This is a genomic window from Nonomuraea sp. NPDC049607 (genome assembly GCF_040675375.1).
In the GTDB taxonomy this organism is placed as follows: Bacteria; Actinomycetota; Actinomycetes; order Streptosporangiales; family Streptosporangiaceae; genus Nonomuraea.
Genome location: NZ_JBFAOV010000001.1, coordinates 331,067 through 353,860, shown reverse-complemented (window position 1 = coordinate 353,860; position 22,794 = coordinate 331,067). Strand labels below are relative to the sequence as shown.

The 22,794-nt window shown below is 63.4% G+C and carries 20 protein-coding genes and 1 pseudogene; 10 read left to right on the top strand and 11 right to left on the bottom strand.

Annotation, left to right across the window (positions count from 1 at the left end; genetic code table 11):
* Positions 1 to 20 precede the first annotated feature (20 nt).
* Complete coding sequence (locus tag AB0J97_RS01770; protein WP_364083241.1) at positions 21 to 389, bottom strand: DUF427 domain-containing protein; 369 nt, start codon at positions 387 to 389, stop codon at positions 21 to 23.
* A 186-nt stretch (positions 390 to 575) separates the two neighbouring features.
* On the opposite strand from AB0J97_RS01770, the gene AB0J97_RS01765 reads away from it, so the two are divergent.
* Both AB0J97_RS01765 and AB0J97_RS01760 read left to right on the top strand, forming a co-directional pair.
* Positions 576 to 971, top strand: a complete 396-nt coding sequence (locus AB0J97_RS01765) for an OsmC family protein (RefSeq protein WP_364083239.1) — start codon at positions 576 to 578, stop codon at positions 969 to 971.
* 452 nt (positions 972 to 1,423) lie between these two features.
* Complete coding sequence (locus AB0J97_RS01760; RefSeq protein WP_364083236.1) at positions 1,424 to 3,196, top strand: hypothetical protein; 1,773 nt, start codon at positions 1,424 to 1,426, stop codon at positions 3,194 to 3,196.
* A 752-nt stretch (positions 3,197 to 3,948) separates the two neighbouring features.
* On the opposite strand, the gene AB0J97_RS01755 is transcribed toward AB0J97_RS01760, so the two are convergent.
* Complete coding sequence (locus AB0J97_RS01755; RefSeq protein WP_364083233.1) at positions 3,949 to 4,557, bottom strand: dihydrofolate reductase family protein; 609 nt, start codon at positions 4,555 to 4,557, stop codon at positions 3,949 to 3,951.
* Positions 4,558 to 5,411: 854 nt separating this feature from the next.
* Here AB0J97_RS01755 and AB0J97_RS01750 point away from each other — a divergent pair.
* Positions 5,412 to 6,284 (top strand): aldo/keto reductase, encoded by an 873-nt coding sequence (locus AB0J97_RS01750; protein WP_364083230.1) that lies wholly within the window; start codon positions 5,412 to 5,414, stop codon positions 6,282 to 6,284.
* A 562-nt stretch (positions 6,285 to 6,846) separates the two neighbouring features.
* Here AB0J97_RS01750 and AB0J97_RS01745 read toward each other — a convergent pair.
* Positions 6,847 to 7,314, bottom strand: a complete 468-nt coding sequence (locus AB0J97_RS01745) for an SRPBCC family protein (RefSeq protein ID WP_364083228.1) — start codon at positions 7,312 to 7,314, stop codon at positions 6,847 to 6,849.
* A gap of 124 nt (positions 7,315 to 7,438) precedes the next feature.
* Between AB0J97_RS01745 and AB0J97_RS01740 the strand changes: the two are divergent.
* The 4 genes and pseudogenes from AB0J97_RS01740 to AB0J97_RS01725 all read left to right on the top strand — a co-directional run.
* A pseudogene (locus AB0J97_RS01740) lies at positions 7,439 to 7,930 on the top strand (helix-turn-helix domain-containing protein); the annotation flags it as partial.
* 164 nt (positions 7,931 to 8,094) lie between these two features.
* Positions 8,095 to 8,196, top strand: coding sequence for an MYXO-CTERM sorting domain-containing protein (locus AB0J97_RS01735; protein ID WP_364084221.1), 102 nt, complete (start codon positions 8,095 to 8,097; stop codon positions 8,194 to 8,196).
* Between the two features lie 64 nt (positions 8,197 to 8,260).
* Positions 8,261 to 8,521 carry a tyrosine-type recombinase/integrase gene (locus AB0J97_RS01730; protein WP_364084218.1) on the top strand — a complete coding sequence of 87 codons (261 nt, stop codon included), beginning with the start codon at positions 8,261 to 8,263 and terminating at the stop codon, positions 8,519 to 8,521.
* Positions 8,522 to 8,898: 377 nt separating this feature from the next.
* A complete protein-coding gene (locus AB0J97_RS01725) occupies positions 8,899 to 9,507 on the top strand; it encodes a hypothetical protein (protein ID WP_364083225.1) in 609 nt (202 codons plus the stop codon).
* A gap of 42 nt (positions 9,508 to 9,549) precedes the next feature.
* Here AB0J97_RS01725 and AB0J97_RS01720 read toward each other — a convergent pair whose 3' ends face one another.
* Together AB0J97_RS01720 and AB0J97_RS01715 are read right to left on the bottom strand one after the other, a co-directional pair.
* Positions 9,550 to 10,008 (bottom strand): DUF4265 domain-containing protein, encoded by a 459-nt coding sequence (locus tag AB0J97_RS01720; protein ID WP_364083222.1) that lies wholly within the window; start codon positions 10,006 to 10,008, stop codon positions 9,550 to 9,552.
* 741 nt (positions 10,009 to 10,749) lie between these two features.
* Positions 10,750 to 11,526, bottom strand: coding sequence for a helix-turn-helix domain-containing protein (locus tag AB0J97_RS01715; protein ID WP_364083219.1), 777 nt, complete (start codon positions 11,524 to 11,526; stop codon positions 10,750 to 10,752).
* A gap of 238 nt (positions 11,527 to 11,764) precedes the next feature.
* On the opposite strand from AB0J97_RS01715, the gene AB0J97_RS01710 reads away from it, so the two are divergent.
* From AB0J97_RS01710 to AB0J97_RS01700, 3 genes are all read left to right on the top strand, one after another.
* Positions 11,765 to 12,982: a serine hydrolase domain-containing protein gene (locus AB0J97_RS01710; protein WP_364083216.1), complete on the top strand. Its 1,218-nt coding sequence runs from the start codon at positions 11,765 to 11,767 to the stop codon at positions 12,980 to 12,982.
* Positions 12,983 to 13,583: 601 nt separating this feature from the next.
* Positions 13,584 to 13,760: a tyrosine-type recombinase/integrase gene (locus AB0J97_RS01705; RefSeq protein ID WP_364083213.1), complete on the top strand. Its 177-nt coding sequence runs from the start codon at positions 13,584 to 13,586 to the stop codon at positions 13,758 to 13,760.
* A gap of 426 nt (positions 13,761 to 14,186) precedes the next feature.
* The gene (locus AB0J97_RS01700; RefSeq protein WP_364083210.1) at positions 14,187 to 14,384 is read left to right on the top strand and encodes a hypothetical protein; all 198 of its coding nucleotides are present in this window, start codon (positions 14,187 to 14,189) and stop codon (positions 14,382 to 14,384) included.
* Between the two features lie 313 nt (positions 14,385 to 14,697).
* Here AB0J97_RS01700 and AB0J97_RS01695 read toward each other — a convergent pair whose 3' ends face one another.
* The 6 genes from AB0J97_RS01695 to AB0J97_RS01670 all read right to left on the bottom strand — a co-directional run bounded on the left by AB0J97_RS01695 (position 14,698) and on the right by AB0J97_RS01670 (position 22,793).
* Positions 14,698 to 14,997: a hypothetical protein gene (locus tag AB0J97_RS01695; protein ID WP_364083207.1), complete on the bottom strand. Its 300-nt coding sequence runs from the start codon at positions 14,995 to 14,997 to the stop codon at positions 14,698 to 14,700.
* Between the two features lie 4 nt (positions 14,998 to 15,001).
* Positions 15,002 to 15,589, bottom strand: coding sequence for a hypothetical protein (locus AB0J97_RS01690; protein ID WP_364083204.1), 588 nt, complete (start codon positions 15,587 to 15,589; stop codon positions 15,002 to 15,004).
* A gap of 4 nt (positions 15,590 to 15,593) precedes the next feature.
* Positions 15,594 to 17,522, bottom strand: a complete 1,929-nt coding sequence (locus tag AB0J97_RS01685; RefSeq protein ID WP_364083201.1) for a DUF6571 family protein — start codon at positions 17,520 to 17,522, stop codon at positions 15,594 to 15,596.
* A 236-nt stretch (positions 17,523 to 17,758) separates the two neighbouring features.
* Positions 17,759 to 20,824: a type I restriction endonuclease subunit R gene (locus tag AB0J97_RS01680; RefSeq protein WP_364083198.1), complete on the bottom strand. Its 3,066-nt coding sequence runs from the start codon at positions 20,822 to 20,824 to the stop codon at positions 17,759 to 17,761.
* Positions 20,821 to 22,038 carry a restriction endonuclease subunit S gene (locus AB0J97_RS01675; protein WP_364083195.1) on the bottom strand — a complete coding sequence of 406 codons (1,218 nt, stop codon included), beginning with the start codon at positions 22,036 to 22,038 and terminating at the stop codon, positions 20,821 to 20,823. Before AB0J97_RS01675 ends, AB0J97_RS01680 begins: the two co-directional genes overlap by 4 nt.
* Positions 22,035 to 22,793 carry a hypothetical protein gene (locus tag AB0J97_RS01670; protein ID WP_364083192.1) on the bottom strand — a complete coding sequence of 253 codons (759 nt, stop codon included), beginning with the start codon at positions 22,791 to 22,793 and terminating at the stop codon, positions 22,035 to 22,037. The genes AB0J97_RS01675 and AB0J97_RS01670 overlap by 4 nt, the downstream gene beginning before the upstream one ends.
* Between the last annotated feature and the right edge of the window lies 1 nt (position 22,794).

Genomic DNA, 22,794 nt, shown 5'->3' with positions numbered 1-22,794 from the left:
ACTCCCGGACCGGGCGACGCTTACGCACTCTGCCCGTTCACCTCAAGGGTGACGCCTGACTTCTCCGCCCAGAAGGCGAGCCGTCCCGCGATCTGTTCGACCCCCGCAAACGGCTCCGGGTAGGACCAGACCACGTCTTCGGCCAGACCGTCACCGGTGTCCACCGACCAATAGACGGCATCACCCTTGAACGGGCAGTGCGACGTCGTCGTCGACGACCGGAGCAGATCCATGTTCACATCGTCCGGCGGCAGGTAGTACCGCGGTGGGCAGCCTGTCTCGGTGAGTACGAGCGGCCGGGAGGAGGTCGCGACGACCGAGCCCTTGACCCGTACCACGACATGGTCCGACGCAGGCGTGACCTCGATGTCATGTCCTCGTGTCTTCATGTGTCAATCCCATCAGACATCTCCGGTGACGGCCAATGTCACCGGCCACGCGCGTCCGTCAGAGGGCCCATCGGCATGAGCGGCTGTCCCCATGCGAGCGAGTGCGGTGTTGCCGGTTGGCGGCTGCGACGTGTAGGACGGCTCTTGTCATCATGTCCGTACGCCCGAGGTGCCGGGAGCCGAATCATGGATGATCGTTTCAACGCGATCGTGAGCGCAGGATCGCTGAAGGTGACGGACGAGCACGCGGTGCATTTCCCTCATCGATGGACGCCCGAGGGCGTGAGCGTCAGAGCGGACTTCACCGGAGGACATCTCCTTCACCTCGCAGCGGCGGGATGCGTCCTCAACGACCTCTACCGGGAGGCCGCCGCACTGGGAATCGAACTCCTGGGAGTGCGCGTCTCCGCAGCCGGCGGCTTCGACACCGAGAGCTGGCGGTCAACCGGGATCACCTACACCGTCGACGTCAGCTCCACTGCTCCAGCCGAGAGCATCACCCACCTGATCGACATCGTGGACTCCGTCGCCGAGATCCCCCGCGCCATCCGACAGGGTGCGACCGTGCAGAGGATCAGCTGACCGACCATCCAGGAACACAACCAGCAGAACTTCCGCACCACGCGCTGGGACTCGAAACGGCCCGGACGCAGGGTAACCCTCAACGGGTTGCCACGCCTCGCTGATTCCAGGAGGTCTTCCATGCGTCAACGATCACGGTCTGGTCAACGGTTCGTTGACCGGCAGCCGGGATGGAGCGGTGCGGTTCTCGTCCTGACCAACGATCCCAGCTACCGGTCTCGCCCCGGGCACGCCCCACGAAGCCTTCGCGGCAGACGCGGGCGGTTCGTTCGCGGAATCACGCACCTCGATATTGGCGCGGAATGCGGCATGGCCGTGGCACGGGTGAATCCTGACGTACGCGGGCGACAGGACGTGGATTGCCACTGAACCGCAGGGCGTCGAGCCCTAGACTTCGGCAGTGAACGCCGACGATGTCCGGCGGTTGCCCGCCCTCCGGGGGAGGAGATCGCATGCAGGACCCTTCGGACCCGATGGAGATCGTCGAGCCTGAGGAGAACGGCCGGAGCAACACCACCGACTCACCTGTTGTGGACGATCCGACACCCAACTCGGACCTCGGCTCAACGACGGCATCAACGGTGCTGGCGGAGGTGCTCCCAGGGGTTGCTGTCGTCTTCGGTGAGTTCCCGGCGGAACTCAAGCCCGATCTGATCGACTTTGGGCTCGTGTCGGCCGCCGACCGCAAGCAGATCTCCACAGTCCTCGCCTCGATCGGAGACACGGCGACCGTGGCCGGCAACCTCGGAAACGCATTAGCCGGCGCGCAGGGGCTCTACAGGATCAGCGATGCGACACAGGCCCTGCTGAAGGCCGGCGGAATGCTCGCCGTCAAGGATGGCGCGAAACTCGGAACAGTGATCTCCTCCAGTGGCCTCGCTCAGGCCCGCTTCATCCCCGTCACTGCGGTGAGCGCGGCGCAGACCGCGGCCGCAGTCGGGCCGGCGCTGGCCATGGTCGCCCTTCAGATGCAGCTGAGTGAGGTCACGAGCCTTGTCAGGACCAACGTCGCACTGACCAGCCAGGTGCTCACAACCATCCGCAACGAGCAGTGGGCCGAACTGACGGGACTCGTCGCCACCATCGATCGCGCAGTTGACCAGGCGCGAGAGGTCGGATCGGTCCCCACCTCCTTGTGGGACAGCGTCGCGGGTAGTGAAGCGTCGCTGCATAAGCAGCTTGACCTGTACCGACGGAACGTCCGCGGCCACGTCGGGCAGATCGATCGGCCCGACACGCATCGCCGCCGCGAGTATCTCCAGACGAACGCCGAGGCGATCCTCTTCGACGCCAACGCCCTTCTGTCCTCCGTCAAGGCGTGGACCGGGTATCAGGCACTCCGCGCCGCGAAGGCGAGAGCCGCCGGACGCGAAGACGCTGACGAGGCACGTCTCGTCGACATCATTGCGCGCGACACTCGCACGGAGCTCGACTTTGCTCTGGCCGAGACGACGAGCCTCGTCGACTCGCTGACGCGGGAGCTACGAATCATCGCTGAGCTTCCCGGACGCGACACACTGTCACAGTCACTGACGGGGAAGCGGAAGGACGCGCAGGCAGCCCGCCGAACCTCCGTCCGTCTTCTAGAGGCGATCGAGCCTCTTGCCGATGCTCTCCATCCGCCGGCCCCTCCGCTAGAGGCTCCGGGCGTCGTCTGCGCAACCAAATCGCTGGATCTCGAGCCGTACCTTCGCATCCTGCGATGGTTCTTCGAGGACGGCGAGACCCTACGTGTCCTCGGCTTCCCCGAGCAGCTTGACGCCCTCGGCCCAATTTCTGCGATCTTCAGCGGAGCGAAGGAGAAGCTGGCGGCAGCGAGGGACAAAATGGCAGCAAAGACACTGGTCGCCGTCACGGATCGCCGCATCCTCATGGCCAAGACGAACGCATTCCTTGAGCAAGGCGAGATCCGTCAGGACATCCCGATCGACCGGGTGCGATACGTCCGAGCAGCGACCACACAGGACAGAAGCGGGCGCTTGGCGATCGACCTGATCACGCGCGACGAGAACATCCGGTGGCTCTTCCACGCTGACACCGACAAGACTCAAGTGAACGCACTTGCCGCTGTGCTTGCCGAGTCGATGACAATCCCGGATGTTGAACGCGACGAGCTCCAACAGCGGCGCTACGCCTCCATCGAGGCGGGCAGGAAAGGCGAGAGTGCTGGCACGAGGTCTACGGAACCGACCGGATCCGAGGCCACGACCTGCGATGCCGAGTAGGCCTCTGGCCAATTGACGAGGGGCCGCCCCGACCGCACGTACCGAGCCTGGCCACGTGCGGTCGGTGGGCAGTGGTGCGCGGCCACCCGCGGTTGCGGGCCGTTCGGGCTGCCGCGATCACCAAGCTGTACCGGGGTCTGAGGGCCGACGGCGGCGAGAACGGGCGGCCGCGCTTCGGAAGGCCTTCCGTGACGCCGTGAACGTTGATGAGATCCTGGCATCCAGTCCGAAGACAGAGCTCTCATGGAAACTCTGGCTCGGAGAGGATCAATTGGTACGCCGGGTCCTGACCTCTTGGCCTGAACAGATCGGCAAGCGCTCGTTTTCCAACGTCGTAGACGCCCGCCTGACAGGCTGGGGTGCCAAGACCGATATCGCCGCCCCCTCCGCAGACGAGACAGGGGGCCCGGACGATTGGAGGGATTCTCCCTCCTGAATCTCCCCGCCGAGCGGTGGGCGCTCTTCTTTGAACTGGCGTCCCTCACTCCTGCCTGCGAACGGGGGCCAGTCACCACCTGGACCTTGCGTCGCCCAGCTCAGAGGGCAGTTGACGAGTGTCAGCGTGTGATCGTGAGTCCGCCCGAGAAGACCCAGTAGCCCTCGGCGATCAGCCGTTCGTTGAACGCGCTGATGGCGGGCCGCCTGTCCGTGCTGCCGGGATCGCTCTTGTCATTCGATCACGGAAACCAGGTACCGCATCTGTAGATCAACTCCTGTGATGTCACGACAGCGTGGTCCGACGGCCAGGGACTTCAGGCCGTCGCATACCGCGGGCGCCCGGCCGGCCGGAAGGCCTGGATCGACACACCCTTGGAGTCGACCCGCGACTCGACCAGGTCGAGCGCAAGGTCCGGGCCGGTCGCCGGGAACAGGCGCGCGCCCTGGCCGACGACCACCGGGACGGTGATCAGCGTCATCTCGTCCACCAGGTCGTTCTCCAGCAGCCACTGGATCAGGATGCCACTGCCGTGCACCTGCAGCTCACCCCCGGGCTTGGCCTTCAGCTCACTGATGGCCGCCGCGAGGTCACCGCGGAGAACGGTCGTGTCCTGCCAACGCGGGGCGGTGAGCGTGGTCGAGGCAACGTACTTGGGGGCCTCGTGCAAGGCCACGCCGATGGGATGTGCACGCATCTGGTCGATTGCCCCCCAAGAGCCGGCGAACAGCTCATAAGTGCGCCGGCCGAACAGGAACGCCTCGGCGCGCTGAAATGCCTGCGTGATGAACGTCCTGGTCTCGTCGTCACCCTTCCCCCGGGCCCATCCGCCGCGCTCGAATCCGTTCCTGCGGTCATCCGACGCGGCGCCGTTTCCCTGCATCACGCCATCGATGGTGACCTGGGTCATGGTCGTCAGCTTCATATCGCGGTTCCTTGCCTCGGAGCCGCCCCCTTGCGGGCGGCCTCACCCTTGCTACGAACGCCACCGCCCCGATCCGACACCGCCTCCCGGACTTCTTGCAGAATTTCCGGGACGCCGGTCGTCAGCAATCCGACAGCACGACAGTTTCGCGGCGACTGCGCCTCCACCTCTTTGATCGCGCCCAGCGCGGACGAGCTCTTGGACCAGATCGATCGCGAAAATCCTGACCAGGGGTTGGCGGGCGTCGAACGGCTCGTGGCGTGAGGGCCCAACCTCGCCGGTGGCGTAGCCGCACGCAAGGCCATCAAAGGCCGGCCAGAACGCCGCACCACAACAGAGCGCCGCCCTGGCCGACCACGCCGCCGGACCGCCCGTCCGCAAGGCGCACCGGGTTTACGCCGCCCGCATCGCCGCCGTCGATCAGCCACCGCCGTCCAGGCAACTGACCAACACCCCAGCCAGCGCCAGGCCCGGCTACTCGTCTTCGCCGTCATCAGGGTCGCGCAGTTCACGAACGACCGGTCGCCCCTGAGGCTCCTGCCAATTTGGCGGGCCTTGGGTGATCAACCCCAAGGGGTCAGTGGCCCACCGCTTGAGGAGTTCGGCCGGCATGGCACTTGAGCTTCGTCCATACTTCCGAGCAGCGTGCGGCGCCGACACCTGCTACCCCGACAGCCGGGAGGAGGGTTCTCCCCGGAACCCAGCCCGCGATCAGTGCGGCATGACGGCGCTGGTCTTGCAGGACATCCTGGGCGGTGATCCGCTCATCGGAGCGGTCCACGTGGGCGGTGGGCGGCAGAGTGGTCGCTCGACCGCCGGACGCTCCGCGCCATCACCACGAGCAGTACGAACTCTTGCGCGAGCGAAAATGTGATCGCGGCGCCGCTGCATCCCATCGGGTCCTTGATGCGTTCGCCGAAGCCGGAGGTGCGCTGGTCGACACCGTCGACACCTACTCCGACGGAGCATCGGAGGCCATCATTGGAGCCTGGATGCGTGACCGGAAGAACCGCGACCAGATGGTGGTGTCGACGAAGGGCGGCAACCACCCGCGTTTCGAGGGACTGTCCGCGACCACCGTGGCCGCTGCTGTCGAAGAGTCGCTGCGTCGACTGGGCACCGACTACATCGACCTGTACTTCGCGCACCACCAGGACGACCAGACGCCGATCGAGGAGAGCGTGGCAGGGTTCGACGCTCTGGTCCAGGCCGGCAAGATCCGGGCCATCGGACTCTCGAACTTCACCGCCGACGCCGTCCGTGAGTGGATCGACACCGCCGGCAGCGGCGGCTTCGCCGCACCGGTCGCGCTCCAACCGCACTACAGCCTGGTTCATCGCCAGCCGTTCGAGGGGGAGTTCGCCACGCTTGCGAGCGAGGCCGGTCTTGCGGTACTTCCTTACCGGGCCCTCGGTGGCGGATTCCTGTCGGGCAAGTACCGCACCGAGGCTGACACCGAGGACCGAGCCAGGGGAGCCGGCGTGCGACCTCTGCTCACGCCCGAGGGCCTCCACCTGCTCGACACCATCAACGCGATCGCCCACGACCATCACGCTCAGGCCGCCACGATCGCTCTGGCCTGGCTGATGCACCAACCGGCCGTCACGGCACCGTTGGCCTCCGCCACCTCCCGTGCGCAGCTCGAAGAGCTCCTGGCAGCACCAGCCGTCACGCTTGACGAAGCGGAGATCACCCGCCTCAACACCGCAGCCGATGACCTCGCATAAATCGGGGCGTCCTGTCCAGCCCGCGCCCGGCTGTGAGCTGTATCGCTGCACAACCTCAGCTGGCCGCTGAAGAGGCTGCACCGCCATGCCGAGGCGGCAACCGTGGAGCAGGAGGCCGTCGCCATCTACCGGCAGCTAAGCCGAAGCCGACCCCGACCGCTCGGTGGCAAGCCGACCCGGACCGCAGGCCGGCTACGGCCGAGGACCGGAAGCGGCGCGGCAGTCGATCGCCCCGACCGGCTACGGCTCGCGTCAAAGTGAGCGATCGTCACAGCTGCCACCACAACAACATCGGCGAAGAGTTTTTCAGCTCATGAGGTCCACCGCCTGGTGAACGAAAGCGCGTGGGCGGTGCTGGCCGCGACTGGCTGAAGAGCCGCAGCGCGGCCAGCGAGCGCCCGACGCGCGGCGAGACGCCGAAGGCGGCTCGCCTCAAAAACCGTAGGGAAAGTTCTCATCCGGCCGTAAGGCACTCCGTCTGACCTGCTGTTTTGTTGACTTCTCTCGTGCTGGCGATGCTGGTCAGGCTGGGGCTGGCCCCTCGGTCCCAAGCCGACCTGACTCAGCCGGCCTCTTCGACGTATGACGCCAGGTTGGCCAGCGAGGAGGCGATCCCGGCCTCGTGCACGGCTTGGTTGATGCCTGGTGGTACGTCCGTGGCGGTGACAGATACCTCGGTCCCTTCGCCGACAGCAGTTAGGTGCCAGGTCATCGTCATGGTGCCCGCGTACGACGGGTCCTCGGCCTCGAACACCGCCCGCTGCACCACGCGCTCCGGTGGAACCAGTTCGGCGAACCCGACGTCGACGACGTCCGTCGCGTCTGATGTCTTGCCGGGGCTGTCGGTGGGGTCGAGGTACGTGAGGACCATCCGGAACCCGCCACCAGGCCGGGGATCCCACCGCTCGATCCGCCCGCGCATGCCGTCCGGCGGCAACCAGGCTTCGAGGGCCTCCCGGTCGAGGAGGGCGCCATAGACAGTCGCCGGTGGTGCCGCGATCAGCCGGCTGGCGCGGTCAGTCCTGTCCATGACCCGAGTCTAGGACCGAAGCTGTTCGGGCCCATCCTCGTCGAACGACAGCCGGACCAGCGCCTTTAAGGTGCCGTGGATAGCTTCCCACCAGGTGTCGCCGGTGATGCGGCTGTTGAGGGGGCAGGCCGTCGCCGCCTACATCGCCAAGTACGCCATCAAGGCCGCCGAATGTGTAGGGACGCTGGATCGCCGCATCCAACCCCTCGACAATCTCGACGCCCTACCCGTTCGCGACCACGCCCGCCGGCTGATCGCCGCCTGCATGCGCCTTGGCGAGAACGCCGACCTGGCCGACCTGCGGCTCATCCAATGGGCTCACATGCTCGGCTTCCGCGGTCACTTCTCCACCAAGAGCCGCCACTACTCCACCACCCTCGGCGAACTCCGCGCCGCCATCACAGGTCACCGCGTGCCGAACCTGGGGAACAGCATGACGCCTGAACTGCTCACGGTTCCGCAAGCCATGGCCACTTTGCAGGTCAGCCGGTGGACCCTCTACAACCTCATCCGCTCCGGCGAACTGGGCTCGGTCATCGTAGGCGTCCGCTGCCGCCGCATTCCTCAAGCCGCCCTGAACGACTACGTCACCCGACTCTGTGAGGAGGCAGTCTGATGCCCGCCATGACCGCGCTCGCCTCCCCGGAGGAGCCCAAGCGTCCGCGTACGGGCCGTCGTACCCGGGCCAACAACGAAAGCTCGATCACCCGTACAAGAACGGCTGGGCAGGCTACGTTCCTTGGTCTCACGTGTGTGGATCTCGTCGGCTAACAGGTCTGGATCTCCCACCAGCTCACCACCAAGACAGAGGACTCGACGGCTTCGCTGCCGCTCTTCGGCCTGTGCGTTTCCGCACTCAGGCACCGTCGGCGCGTCCAGTAGGAGGCCCGCAAGATGGCCGGGGACGCATGGAAGACCTCGGACCTGACGTTCACGCGGCACGCCGATCGAGCCGCGCAACTTCAACCGGGCCTTCGAGAACCACTGCCGCCGAGCGGGCGTCCCGCGCATCCGTGTGCATGACACCCGGCACACGTGCGCCTCGCTTCTGGCCGCCCTGGACGTCCACCCGCGTGTGGCGATGCGCATCCTGCGCCACTCGCAGATCTCGATGACCATGGACGCCTACACCCAGATTCCCAGTCCCGAAACCCGTAAGGCGCTAGACAGGCTCAATCAGAGCCTCGACCGCTCAAGCGAGTCATAACTAATCTCTCGGTACCAAACTTAGGTCCTCTTGGGGTATCCCAAAAGGGCCTAAGCGTGTTCATGGGGTTGTCTCATAGCCTAAGGGATATGCAGCACTAGCTGCGTTGGTCATTTCGTATCTCGTTGCATGTGGTTCAAAGGGATGGGGGCTTCCAGTGAGGCGCCAGGTCATCTCCTGCCAGACGTAGCGGAGGGCGAATGACGCACCCTGTGAATTGCGAGCGGGCCAAGGGACATCACTGCGGCTGTTCTGCGTGCGGCGGGGCACAGCACGGCTGGACGCACGCTCTCTCGCTGGCTCGCGACCCCTCGACCGCGGCTCGTGAAGCGGCGAGAGACACTAGCGACGCGGCCTGGGCCGCAAGTCGGCCTCCCATGGGGCGACGAAAGCCTTTCAAGGAGCGAAAGGCAGCCGCCACCGATAGTGCCACGGTCGACCTCGTTGACTGGCTATCCAAAAACCCCGACGCCATCGACCTTATCCAAGAAATCGGAGATGCCCTTGCTGGCCCTGTGGTTCAGGAGCTCGATAAGAGCTTCGGTGGGGGCGAGCCGAGAGAAGCGAGAAGGCAGCTCACCAATCACTTCTGGTGCGATCTCCTCATTGCCATGGCCGAGGCCATTGAGAAGCTCTCGAAATCTCTGAACCGAATTCCGGAGTACGTGACGACGGTCATTATGCAGTCCCGGCAGAACGAGGGACGCGGAGCCCTCCTCAATGCTCTGGTGGGTCTCGCTGTGCGGACAGCGTGGGAGCCCATCAAGAGCATGATCCATACGGCCGGGATCGAGGAGCTCCAACGGACGTGCCGGATCCTCGCCGTTCTGATCTGCCCGGCACCTGAGGATCACAAGGCCGTCCAGGACGGCGCTCTTCTTCCCCTGGCGCAGGAAGGGATGCTGGAGATCAGCAAAGAGCGGCTTGAGCAGGTCTTCCCCGCAGACTGGGTGCACCGTCTTCGGGAGGGCCTCGGCGGTGCCTGAGCAAGGCTGGCACCTTCCGCGGCCCGTGAAACGAACCCATCGTTAAGCGCTTCGCCAGGCGTCGGTGATGCAGGCCTCCTCGAAGTGCCACCAGCCATCCCTTTGGCCACGCGTCAACAGCGTCTTCATCTGCCCGAGCCCTGCGCCCGCCGGCACAGTAAAAGCGACCAGGGGAAGCTCCGAGCTGAAGGATTCCCCGCCCAGGCCGAACGGTGCCAACTGCTCGTACACGGCCTGCGCGCTTCGCCCCAGCGGTCCATTGGGTGACGGCAAAACCCGGATCGTGCAATTGCCCGATGCTTCCACCCACTCACAGGCCCAGTGGCGACCGTCATCATTGGTGATGAAGCGCACCACGTCGCCTTCGGCGACCCCGTCCTGCAGAAATGGGACGTTCGCCACACGGGCGGTGTCCTCGGTTAAGGGCATGGCCCAAAGTCCTTCGGTGTCGTAGGGAAGCCAACCTTCCCGGGGCACGAACTGAAACCACAGTTTGATCAAGCCTGGCTCTGTGGGGAGACGTTCGGAGGGGGCAGAGAGAACCATGCCCACATGATCGCGCAGCCTGCCGAGTGTCCTTGAACAAGCTGATCGCGGGTATGCCCGGAGGCGGATGCTGGGGCCGGGTTGGAGCGCCTGCATGGTCGGTACGAGAAGATCACGTTGATATGGCCGATAGCGGATGCATGGGCGCGCTGGTGGCTTGGGTCAGGCAGAAGCTCCGACTGGCGTTGGAGATCGTCAAGTAGCGCGAGGGCGCTACGGGATTCGTCGTCTTCGCGCGGTGCCTATGGAAGACCGGTTGCGCGAACCCACGTTGCTGTACAGCGCTGCTGTACGCCCACGAAAAAGGCCCTCCGGGATGATCCCGGAGGGCCTTTGACCTGCTGTGCGGCCGGAGGTACTCGAAACCCCAACCTTCTGATCCGTAGCAGGATCAAGGACGTCCACGAGCATCCACAGCGAACAGAAAAGCCTGCTCGAATGGCTCCCGTGGGACTTCTGCTCCAACTCCGTCCACCTTCATCCGAGACCGTTGTTAGCGCCTGCGTTAGCAGGATCGACTTCGGAGGGAGCCCGGCTCAGGAGTAAGCCGTTGACTGTTCGCGAGATGCTGTCGCTACGCTGCGATATCGCTCCAGACGGTCCGCAGACCGGCTGCGCGTCCTCCGTCGATGTCCGCCGCAGCCGAATACCCCTCCCCTGCCTGTGAGAGCCGTGCCACAGCGCGGTGGATGCCGCTCATGAGATACGTCGGCCATTGGCTGTGTTGGTCGTTCTGCCGCTCTGACTATCTGTCGTACGGCGAAAGTGGATCTGCCGCCGCCAGTGGTTGGCTGAGTGGACGATGTCGTGGTTGACGTGTCCGAGGAACTGGCTCACCTCCTGCAGGCGGGCGCCGCCGGGCGTGGTGGCGCCAAGGACCTTGGCTCCCAGCTCGGCGATGTCGGCCAGTTCGGCGTTCACGCGGGCGCTGTCCAGCACCGCCTGATACCAGGCCTCATTGTCGACGATGTAGCGTTCGCGCCCTCGCTGAGGGGCGCGTTCGCGCTGGATCAGTTCTCGTTTTTCGAGGTAGCCGATGGCCTTGGAGATCGAGGCTGGACTGACCCGCAGTTGCTGGACCAGTTCGGCTGAGGTGAGGCTGCCGGTGTCGGTGGCGTACAGACAGGCCAGCACTCTGCTCATCATGGACGGGATCCCGGCCCTGCCCAGCACGGCGGCGAAGCGCTCCCGGAAATCATGCATGGCTTCGGCGGTCCGTCCATACGCGGCGGCGGCTGGTGGCGCCGGAGACGGTGTCGGCGGGGCCGATGTACGCCGCCGGGCACGCCGCTTGGTGGCCTGATGGGCCTGGTCTGCCCGGTAGCCGACGGGCCCTCCGTTGCGCATGATCTCGCGGGTGACGGTCGAGGCCGGGCGTTGCAGGCCCCTGGCGATCACGGAGTAGGTGAATCCTGCGGCCAAGCCGGCGGCGATGTCCCGGCGCTCCTGGTAGGTCAGCCTGTCTCCCGGCATACCTGTGGCCCCCTTCGCTGCCGCTGTGTTGCCGCACAGTATGCATTAACTCGAACCTCATTGCAAAGACGCCAATATTGTGCATTAACTGCGACCTCATTGCAAGAAAGTATGGGCTTCTACCTGGAATTTCATTCAGAGTGAAGGACTTTCGCATTGAATGAATAGCGAACGCGATATAGCGTGTTCGCCATCGGCAAGGCGAGAACTCGCTTACTCGCCCCCACAAGGAGTTGAGATGACCACCTTCGACCCCAAGGCGTTCCGCTCGCGCACGACCCAGGCGGGTATCGGCCTGCTCGCCGCCGCCGCGGTTGCGGGCGCTGCCATGGCCGCACCCGCCCCCGCAGCCGCGGCCGGCTCAGGCCCCACCTCCGACCACCCCGGAGTGCAGCAGGCGCTCGATCGGGCCGTGACCGAAACCGGCCTTCCCGGCATCCTCGCGACGGTCCGCAAGGGCGATGACCAGTGGTTCGGTACGGCAGGCGTGGCCGATACCCGAACCGGTCGCAAGCGCCTGCCGCAGGAGCGGTTCCGCGTCGGCAGCATCACCAAGACCTTCACCGCCACCGTCGTGCTGCAACTGGCGGCCGAAGGCAAGCTCAGCCTGGACGACACGGTGGAAGAATGGCTGCCCGGCTTGGTGCGCGGCAACGGCAACGACGGCCGCCGCATCACGATCAAGCAGCTGCTCAACATGACCAGCGGCCTGTTCAACCACCTCAACGACAAGCAGATGCTGGCCCGCCTCGCCGGCCCTGGCTTCCTCAAACACCGCTATGACCGTTACCAGCCCCAGCAACTGGTGAAGATCGGCACGGCCAACGCACCCGACTTCAAGCCAGGCCAGGGCTGGACCTACACCAACACCGGCTACGTCCTCGCCGCCATGATCGTCGAGAAGGCGACCGGCGAGACCTACGCCGAACAGGTCTCACAGCGGATCATCCGCCCACTCGGCCTGACCGGCACCCACGTGCCCGGAGGCGAGGAAGTGCGGATCCGCGGCCCCCACGCCCGGCACTACTCCACGCTGTACTCCCAGGAGCCGAAGCCCACGATCTACGACGTGACCGAGCTGAACCCCTCCGCCGGCTGGGCGGCCGGCAACATCATCTCCACCGCCGCCGACCTCGACCGGTTCTTCGCCGCGCTGCTCAAGGGCCGGCTCCTGCCGCAGGCCCAGCAGCGCCAGATGTTCGCCACCAATCCGGTCCCCGACGGAAAGTGGATACCCAACACCACCTACGGCCTCGGCATGTCGTCGGTGAAACTGTCCTGCGGCACAACGGTCTGGGGCATGGGCGGCGCACTCGCGGGTTCGTGGTCATACGCCTACGGCACCCGCGACGCCACACGCATGCTCGTCCAGAACGTCAACGGCGACTGGAACAACCCCATCGCCGCCTTCACCAACGTCCTCGAAGCCGAATTCTGCGCCGCCGGACCCTCCTGACATCCCTCCTGGCCAGGGTATGACCTCCGCGAACGTCTCTTCTGGCGGCGAAGGTCACGCCTTGGGCCCCAACCGAGGACCCAAGGGATGACTTGCGAGGCTTGATAGCGGCAACTGTCGCTTTCATCGCCCCGCAGACCGGACGATGCATTGGCGGCCGCCCAGCCACGTCCCGCTGAGCCATACCGGCCACACATTCCGTCATTGACCATATGCCCTCGTCGGCATCCAGGCCGACACCGCGTACGGCAACATCCAGATCGGCGATGTCCAACTGCTCGACGGCCAGGCATGTCGATCATCCCGGGTTCGGTGGAGACTCGCTCACATGGTGGCCCGGGCCTTGCTGTCACGGGCTTGCTGCGGAGGAGCCGGTCCGCTGGGCTTTGCCTGGATCGATGGTGTGCGAGGTGATCACGCATCCACCTCAACCAACTCGAACGCTCAACTTCGCGAAATGATCATCTCGGGGCCGGAGATCCCGCCGGACGCATGATCTGACCATCACCAGTTGCGGCGGACACAGCTCGCCTCTTGCGCTCGGCGTTTCGCTCGTCCCAATCTTGATCAAGCGGCATGACCAAGCGAACACCGCACGCCGTTGCGCCATGCACGGCTTCACGACCTACGCCACATTCACGCCACGATCCTGCTCCTGGCCGGCGTCCCCGTCCATGTCGTCGCGGCCCGCCTCGGACACACTGACCCGTCAATCACTCTCCGGTTCACGCCACGTGATCCGCGCCGTCGAAGCATCAGCGGCGGACATCTTCGCTGAAGCCATCGGTGAGTGAGAAGGACCCGTGTTAGCAGAGGTGTTAGCAAGATCCCTAGATTGTCCTGACAAACAGAAAGGCCCGCTCCCAGGAACCCCTGGTTGCGGACCTTTCGCATGTGTGCGGCCGGAGGTACTCGAAACCCCAACCTTCTGATCCGTAGGGAAGGGCAGATGTCTCGTCAGCGGCCTCCCGCCCTGGTGAAGCGGTGAATATGGGCCGGTGCCGCGTGGTCGGATGTGACGGTGTTGCTGTACGGCGCTGCTGTACAGCACTCTCCGTGGCCTAGGTTCACACGCGGGTTGGAGACCTAGTCAAGAGCTGTACGTACTCGCCGACGGGACAGGGTCTTGCCTCGAACGAGCGTGTAGTTCTCATGGGCTGAGCAACCTACAGTGGCAGCGTCCGGCGCCTTGAGAGGAGGCTCCATGGAGCCGTTCGCAAGAAACGGGTATGAGACCGAAGCTCGGAAAGCCTTGCAGAAGGGGAACACCGAGACTGCCCTCGTCTGGGCCACTCTTGCGCAGGCCGAGGCCACGAAGAAGACCGCGGGACATCTGGAAGAGATCAGGAACCTGCTAAGCAAGATCCTGTTCGACTTGAAGGACAGTCCGGTCAAGCGGTAGTTCGGCGAGATCGAGTGTTGACACGTAGGCGCTCCTCGGACTTTTGCCCTTCTGGGTAGAGGCGGCGGCGAGTCAGTCGTGATCAGGTGAAACGAGATAGCGCGATTCACCAGCCATGAGGCTAGAAGGATCAAGGACGTCCACGAGCATCCACAGCGAGCAGAACAGTCTGCTTGAACGGCCTCTTGCCAGGCTTCGGCTCCAGTTCCGTCCACGTTCGTCCAAGGCGGTTGTTGCGCCTTCATCGGCAAGAGCGGTCCCACAGCACACCTAGGCTCGGGGGCATGCGTTGACCGCTTAAGAGGTGCTGTCGCTACAGGTCGTAGCGGCGGCTGATGTCTTGTGCCTGCTGTTCGGTTACCTCGGTTGCGGTGCGCGTGATCTGATAGCGGAGATCGTTGAGGATGGTCTCGCCTGCGTACAGGACCCTGCCGTTGTGTCGGTCGAGTTCTCCATCGAAGACCTTGGCCACCGGTCCTGTCCAGATCCTGCCGGTGTGGAAGTTCCTGGCAGGGGTGTTGAGCGCGTCCCGCATTTCGTGAATCAAGGGCTCGATCGTCCGTAGGGCTTCCTGTAACGCCTCCCGCAGAGGGTTGGGCACCATATCCGGCATCGGTTCAGCTCCGCTTCTTCGGCGATGGACCCGGCGACGGCGTTGCGTTGTTGGTGAGGAGTCTTGGCGCTATCAGCTTCATGAACGCCACCATGTCCGCGACGTTGTCGCGCCCCTCGACGCCCCGGACGAGTTCGACCAGGAGCCGTGCTTTGCCCTGGACGAGTATCGCGCCGACATGCGTCGCTCTTTCACGATCTCGTACGTAGGCTCCGTAACCGCCGGGCACGATCGCGGGCAGCAGTTTGCCGCCGTCCTTGAGGTATTCGTCCACCTGGCCGCGGATGCCTCCGGTGTCCAGGATGGCGCTCAGTATCTGCGCCCGCTCGCCGCTCGGCTCGTAGGCGGTGCAGATGCCATGGCCGGCGACGTCATCGACCGGTTCTTTGAGAAAACCGGTCACGATGGGGTCGCTCACTCCCGTCATCAGTTTGGCCGCGGCCTTCGGAATGTAGTCGCAGAGGTAGGGAGGGGCGGGTGCCGACGGCAGCGGCGCCGCATCGACCGCGGGAGGGGTGTCCTCCTGGCACGCTGTTGTCAGAACCAATGCGCAGGCGAGCAGGCCGGCTACTCGGACGATGGGTTGTCTCATGGGCCTAGAAGTTCGGGAAGCTGCGTGTGAAGGTCGAGTCCAAGGTCTGCTTCATTCCCAGGCTCAACCATGGGTTGTTGTCCGGCCGTTTCAGCCACCTCCGGTAGGCGTCATAGGGTTTTTGGTCCGACTTCATCATCTCTCCCAGAGTCTTCAGTGTTTTTCCGTCGTCCTTCAGGAAGTTGTTGGGCGCGGTGCGGGGATCGTCGCCGGGTTTCAGATCGGTCAGCGACGCCCAGGGATGGGACTTGGCGGGCGGGTCGACCGAGCCGAACAGGCCGTGGTCGAACATCGCTTGTACCGCAACCTGATCCGCAAGCTCCCGAGCCTGCTCGGCGGCGAAATTGGCAGATGCGACGGCATCCTTTTCCGCCGTCCCATCCGCGGCGTCCTCGATGATTCCTGTCCATGCGCCTGCCACGCTGGCCGTCACCGGCCACCCTCCCATCTGCGGGAAGGCCAGCCCGGTGTTGACCACTGCTAGGAGGATTTTGAGATTGCGTTTCTGAGCTTCGTCCAGCTCACGGCCCGCCTCGATCTTCCCGAGGCCGGCCGCGGAGGCGAGCATCCCGAAACCCGCGGCTGCTTCGGTCGCGGCGGTGGTCATGGTGTTCCCGTCGTGTTTCACGGCGAGCTGCACAGCGCCCTGGTCGAAGAGCTTGGCGCTCCACACCACTTGAGCGGCCAGGACCACCCCGTACGCCTTCTCATCCTTCGTGAAGACGTTCTTCATCACCTCGCGCAGGTGTTCCCGGTTGAACTTTGTGCCCCAAGGTTCCAGTCCGGGCAGGCCGGGATGGTCTTGTTCGTAGACTCCGGGTTGCTCCAGGCCGCCCATCGCCGCCCGATTGACGTCCGGGATGTAGGCCGCCAGGATCCGCCCGATGGAGACAGGCGCGACAAACGCTTCCTGTGGCCTGCCCGCGTGAATCTGCTGGTATTCGAGTTCGAAAAGGTCCGAGGCCAATTTGGCTGACCGGTAGCCGGACGACGGATCCTGGCTTGACCCTGCACGATCCCGGTAGGTCATCGTCGCCGCCTCCAGCGCTTCGCCCACCGCCGCGCCTCCATCCCCCAAGGGCAGCATCGTCGTGTAGTACTTGAGTCTGTCGCCACTGGTGAAGAACGCTTGCGCGGCGTCTGGGTTCTTGCTCAGCGCCTTCATCACATCTGCCATCGGATGTCGTCCGACGCCGTGGTGCGTCGCCTGCTTCCGTTCGGCCGCATCTAGCGCCTTGGCCACCTCCAGCAGGAAAGTACTGTTGTAGGTGCCGTGTTTCAATGCGGCGGCGATCCCGGCCTGGGTAGTGCGCGAGAGGCCGGCTGTCAGTCCGTTCCGCCACTGGGAGCTCAGCTGAGCGCTGGCGCTGCCGAGCGTCTTGCCCAAGGCCGCCTGCAGACGCTGGGACTTCTTGTCCTGGCGTCCGGCGATCTGGGCCAGGAGACGCCGTAATCGCTCTGGACCTAAGGCGCTCATCAGCTTGAGCGCGAAGCCCGAATCGTCGGTGCGCTTCTCCAACTGATCGAGGGTCTTGCCGTCGACATGCTCGCCATCCGCGGCCTTACCGAGGTAGCCGGCCGCTGCGTAGGCGTCGGCGTCGTAGGAGACCTTCTTGTACAGCGCCTCGTCGAAGCCGAGCAGTCCCTTCGACGGCTCGGGCCCCCAGGTTTTGTCCACAGCCTGGATGGTTTCGTTCCGCTGCCGGATCTCGGGAACCTTGGCACGGATCCAGCCTTCCGCCTCCCGTATGGCGCTCAGCTTCGAGACATCCAGGGCGAGTTTCTCCATGACTCGCCGAACCAGCGGCTCGTTCCTACGAAGCAGTTCCCCGGCACGGCCAAGCCCCTTCTCGAACCCATCCATCCACAATGGATCGATTCCGGAGAACTCACCGTCGAACGGCTTCGACGGAAGATCGGTCGGTTGCGTCATAAGCGGATCCCGGCATCCTCGGGAACACGTCCGGATCGCTCACCAGCCTAGGACCGTCCTGGCACGCGTCCAGGGCATCCCGCGGTACCGGTATGGCGATCACCATTTCGACCAGTAGTACGCAAACCGAACGCTACTGGTTCGATCCATAGTCTAGGAAGCAGCGCGTACGAGCAGGGCTTGGGTTGACCGTCAAGTCTGAAGGAAAAACGGACGACCCGCAGTGGCGGTGTCTTTCAGGCCAAACCGAAGAAGCGCTCGAAGTATTCGTTCAGCTTCGTGATGACGCGCTGCTTCTTGGCGCCGAGATTGTTATCCTTCGCGAAGCGAGAGACCGGTGGCAGGATCTGAGTGATCGCCGTTCCGTTGGTTGCGATAGCCCCGTCGCGGAAGGCCGTTGCGATGAACGACTTCGTCTGCTCAGGCCGGAGGCGCTCGGTGTCGATGATCTCGGCGAGTTCGGCTTCTTGTCGCTGGGTGACGAAGATACGCCAGTGGTCGCTGACCTCGCCGGTGACCGATATGGAGTCGACGAACTCCATGATCAGGTCCTTCTTGTTCCGCAGTGATGGGCTGGCGTCGACGGCGTCCTCAATGGCACGTAGTGGCGGGCTACCTTCCCAGCCCATCTTGGCTTGGCCCTCGTCATGCCATCTCTGCACCAGCATCAGGATGTAGTCGATGTTGACCTCGACTTGCTTGATGAGCTCGATCTCGAAGACGACATCGTCGAGGATCGACTCCTTCTTGCTGGTGTCGCGCTTGCGGTGCCTCTCCCACAGTGCGTTATAGACGCTCATGTAGTTCTGCAGTTGCCTCGGTGGCAGCGACTCGTCGTGCTCGAACTCGTCGAAAGAGGTCAGGATGTTGCGCAGTTTGAGGATGTGACCGAAGAGCATGACGAACGCCTTCTCCTGGGCCTCCCCGAATGGCTCGGTTCCGGGTGGGCACTGCTGCAGGAGTTGCTCGACCAGGCTGACGTACACGGCGCGATAGTGGGTGTACGGCTTGAGTAGCACCACTCCGCGGGACTCGGAGTTGCCGAAGAGCACTAGTGCGTCATCGACGGCCTTCTCCAGATTGCGGAAGCAGACGATGTTGCCGTAGGCCTTGACCGAGTTGAGGATCCGGTTGGTGCGGGAGAACGCTTGGATTAGCCCGTGGGACTTGAGGTTCTTGTCCACCCACAGAGTGTTCAGTGTGGTTGCGTCGAACCCGGTTAAGAACATATTAACCACAATGACTAGGTCGACCTCACGATCCTTCACTCGGCGCGCGAGGTCCTTGTAGTAGTTCTCGAACTTGGCCGCCGAGGTGTCGTACATCGTGCCGAAGGCAACGTTGTAGTCGCTGATGGCGCGTTCGAGGAAGTCGCGGGAGGAGGCGTCGAGCCGATCCGCGTCCATCGCCTCGTCATCGAGGATGCCGCCGACCTCCTCGTCCTCATTGACTGCGTAGCTGAAGATCGTGGCGATTTTCAGCGGCTGGTAGGACGGGTCTACGGCTGCGCGCTCGGTCTGCTGCTGGGCGAACTCGTCGTAGTAGATCTTCAACGCGGACACTGATGCGGTAGCCAACATCGAGTTGAAGCCCCGTACCCGCTTTTCACCCAAGCTGTACCCCTGGGTGCGCATGGTCTTGATATTGAAGTGGTCGAGGATATACTCCACGATCTTCCGAATTCGCTCGGGGTGGCGCAGCACTTCTTCGGTGTCGATCCCGGCGACCTGCTTGTCTTCGACGTCGTCTGCTGCCCGCACGGTGTTCTGGTAAGAGACGCGGAAGGGCAGCACGTTGCCGTCGTTGATCGCGTCCACGATCGTGTAGCTGTGCAGTCGGTCGCCGAAGATCTTGTCCGTAGTGTCCTTAGTCGCCCCGCCAGCGTTCTCCGGGAAGATCGGGGTTCCCGTGAACCCGAAGAGGTGGGAGCGGCGGAATGCCTTGCGTACCGCAGTCCCCATTTCACCGAACTGGCTCCGATGGCACTCGTCGAAGATTAAGACCGTATGAGCGTTAGTGATCTCATGGCCCTTGTTCTGCTCGATGAACCGCGACAGCTTCTGGATCGTGGTGACGATGATAGACGCGTTGTGATCCTGGAGTCGCCGCTTGAGCTCGGCGGTCGAGCGTGACCCGTTGACCGAATCCCTCTCGAAGCGGTTGTACTCCAGCATCGTCTGGTAGTCGAGGTCCTTGCGGTCTACCACGAAGAGAACCTTGTCGACACCCTCCATTTTCGACGCGAGCTGCGCGGTCTTGAACGACGTCAGCGTCTTTCCCGACCCGGTGGTGTGCCAGATATAGCCGCCGGCCCCCGGCCCGGTCGCCTTCGTGTTGGCCGAGGACACCACCCGCCGGAGGATTCGCTCAGCCGCAACGATTTGGTAGGGACGCATCACCAGCAAGGTACGAGAGACGTCGAAGACACAGTACTTCGTCAGCACATTCAGCAGCGTGTGCTTGGCGAAGAAGGTCCGCGTAAACGCGGTCAGGTCGCCGATGCGTCGGTTCTCCGCGTCGGTCCACCACGAGGTGAACTCGAACGAGTTCGACGTCTGCTTCCGGCCACGCTTGCCGCTCTCGGACTCAGCCACCTTTCGGGCACGAGTCGTGTTCGCGTAGTACTTGGTGTGCGTGCCATTGGAGATCACGAAGAGCTGGACGTACTCGAACAGTCCGGCATCGGCCCAGAACGACTCCCGCTGGTAGCGGTTTATCTGGTTGAACGCCTCTTTTAACGGCACCCCGCGCCGCTTCAGCTCCACATGCACCAGCGGAAGCCCGTTGACCAGGATCGTCACGTCGTAGCGATTCTGGCGAGCTACCCCAGCACCCTCACCGACCGCCTCGTACTGGTTGATCACCTGGAGTCTGTTGGCATGGATATTCGACTTGTCGATCAGCTTGATGTTCTTGCTCGTGCCGTCGTCACGCGCAAGGACCTGGATCGGGTCCTCCTGGATGCGCGCTGTCTTCTCAACGACGCCCTCATTCTTTGAGGCGATTTTCTTGGTGAAAAACCATTTCCACTCATCGTCACTGAAGACCACATTGTTCAACAGCTCCAATTGACGACGTAGGTTCGCCTCCAGGCTAGCCGCCGACGCAAGGGGGAGACGCTCGTATGCCTGCTGCCCCAGCAGCTCAATGAACCTAGCCTCAAGCTGAGCCTCAGACTGGTAGCCCTGATCGAGGCCGTCATCTGGTTCGTACGCCGCCACGACGGTGGATTCGTCGCTCACTGCGATCGGATCGTACCGTAGCGCCGATTCCGGTGCCTCCACACCGCCGCCCTGGCTCACGCCGCCTTCTCCTCGAAGGTCAATAGCCTCTCCCGGTAGTACTCATACTGCTCGCGGCGTGCAGAAAGTTCAGACGCGATGCCGCTCGCCAACTCAACCGAAACAGATTCGAGATGGTCAAGGATTGTGACAACGCGTTCCTGGACCTCAGTTGGCGGGATCGGGATTCGCACCTCCAGGATGTCATTCTTCTTGAGGTGTGTCTGGTCCATGCCGTTGTTGTATGCAAGCAATTGAGGATTCCGATCCATCATGCGGTGCAAGAATCGTGGCAGCAGCACGCGGGCGTCACGTGAGCGAAGCAAGCAGACCCTTTGATTAGCCGCATACGCGTTGTCGGAATCTACATAGAATGTCTTGGCGAGCGCCTTTCCTTTTGGCAGGTCGCTCATCACCAATGCAACATCGCCTTCATAGGCAGGGGTTTGCACATCCTCGGGTTGCACAAAGCGATTAGCCTCGCCACGCGAGATAAACCGCGCCGTCATCAGTGCGACGGTTCCCGCAGGATCAACGAATTTCTCGTGGGCCCTTGCATTGAAAAAGTCGACGAAATCGCCGACTTGTCCAATCGGGACCGATGGGCCCAAACAGAGCACCTGGTCGCGGTAGTGTCCGTACTGGCGGGTTCGGGCTTGCAGCTCGGCTTGCAGCTCGGCTTGCAGCTCGGCTTGCAGCTCGGTCATCGAATCGAGGATTCGTACGATTCCGCGTTGAATCTCAAGCGGAGGAACCGGGATGGTGATCCTGCTGATTCCGCTACTGGATAGTCTCTTCACTTTGGCGCGGGCGACATGCTGGTTCTTCTTGGCCTGGAAGCTGCGGGTTTGGAAGTAGTAGGAGACGTAGGTGGGATCGAGTTCGCTCCGGAACAGAAACGAGTCATCGTGGATCGCGACCTCTCCTTCGCCCAGCCAGGCGACGGCCTTGCCCACATCCTCGACTGTTTCGCCGACGCCAGCAACGATCACGTCCCCGGGGCGGGCGTAGCGCAATTGATCACGCAAGTCCTCCCTCACATACGAGACAGATGTGCGCGCGGACACGCCGTATTCTGTGTAGATCTCACCGTAGTGGATACAGGGGATTCCGTCCTTGACCATGTCAGCTTTGGTAAAGCGACGGCCACGAGCAAAGGTTCCGGCCTCGCCGAGCGTCATTATCTCAACACCGCCCCGGCGGCGCTCGGCAAGCAGCTGTTCGATCTCATTCATGGCACCATCGCCCCACTTGAAGGCACATTCAACCTGTTTATATTCCATCCGAGTGCATCGATTGCCCGCTTCATCTCCTGATCGCTGGCGACATTCTGGATGATTCCGATGACCAAGCTTCGGCAAGGGTGGTACTTCTGTAGAGCCACTTCCTCACTTGAATCTCCGTGAACGATCTCACTCAGCTCGCTGAACAACTTGTAGCCATCGCTGGAAAATGCTGACGGAATGATGTGGTGCTGACCATCGACCTCTTGCAGGAGGTCGCGGAAAGGCTTGCGACCGCCGTTTCTGCCGGTGGTGGGTATACCTGCGATATCGGCGACTTGCTTGGTGATCTCCTCGAAGATCTTCCGTAGGTACACCATGGATCCCGCACCGAGCTGTAACTCGTAGGCGAGCTGCGCACGCTCCAGCAGGTCATCGAAACCACCGACGCTGGCTTCGACCCGACTCGCCATACCGCGCCGGTTGTCTACATAGCGTTCTAACCGCACGGTCGGCGCCTGTCCGTCCAGTTCGTCCCTGGACACCACGAGGAACCAAGCTTCTACGGTCGCTTTGCAGACTGGGCATTTGAGGCACGCGTCGATGCTCACCACCCGATCACCTACCCCGAGGCAGGACAGCTTGTTACCCGACATGAACGTCCGAACGTTGTCGCAGGTCTTGCAGTTGAAATTGATAGCGACCTTGCCGACCTCGATCGTCTTGTGTTTGCCCCAAGGCAGGCGTGCATCGAGGAAGCGCTCCACC